This is a genomic window from Shewanella sp. 10N.286.51.B8 (genome assembly GCF_041469325.1).
GTDB lineage: Bacteria > Pseudomonadota > Gammaproteobacteria > Enterobacterales > Shewanellaceae > Shewanella.
On sequence record NZ_JBFRKG010000092.1, the window covers coordinates 1 to 968 of the forward strand.

Annotated in this window: 1 protein-coding gene; it reads right to left on the minus strand. The window is 44.0% G+C overall.

Translation table 11 applies throughout. From position 1 onward, the window contains the following. On the minus strand, nt 1-968 hold a 968-nt coding region (locus AB4160_RS19490; protein WP_372006097.1), incomplete at both ends, for a flagellin.

The following is a 968-nucleotide window of genomic DNA, read 5'->3' on the forward strand; positions in this document are numbered from 1 at the left end:
GTTTCTGAAGCAAAATCCACATCTTGAATACGGCTGCGGGCATCGGTTACGTTTGCCTGAATATTACTTAAGTTGTTAATGGTGAAGTTCATGCGGTTTTGCACCGCACCTAAGTCTGCACGCTGATTATCAATCATCGCAATTGCACCATCAATGGCAGCAATTGCATTTTGCGCACCATCAGCTGTTGAAATATCAACATCACTAATTGCATTTAGAGATGATGCCGTTCCACCTGACAACTCACCACTCTCAGTACCACTTAAAGTAAAAGCGCTGTTACTATCAAGCTTAACTACACCTGCAACCTTACCTGCTGCCGTAGCATTATAGTCTGCCGAACCAACCGCGCCATCAACCACAGAATTCATCGTAATCGCTGGACTGGTTGCACCTGTAAAAGCTGCGCTCTTAAACGAAAGGTCACTCCCTGATTCAGTTGAAATTCTTACCTTACCTTCATGTAAAGATGCGGTAATACCTGTTGCTGAGGCCTGGCTGTTTATCTGGTCAACTAAGTCATTCTCATCAGCAGCAGCAGTGATTGTCGCCTTGTTGCCATTATTGGTTAACTCCCAATCTAAAGTACCACCATCAAAATTCAAATCTGTTAACTCAACGGTATTAGATGCTGTCGCCTTTACACCTGTCGTTGATGAAATATCATTGATTTTACCTGCAATACTTGCCGCATCATCAGTGTCAGATGTTGTAATGTCAGATGTACCACCAGAAACATTATTGGTCAGGGTAATTGTACCACCGTCAGTATAATCTGACGGTGCTCCAACAACACCTGCCGTAGTACCTGCATTAATGATGCTATTTGAGCCAATAGCCTCCGCCCCAGTCGCCCTTAAAGACACGCTGATGGTTTCATTTGCATTAGAGCCTATCTGGAATGCTTGACTACCATAACTACCGTCCAATAACTTTTGGCCACCAAACGACGTTGTGTCAGCAATACG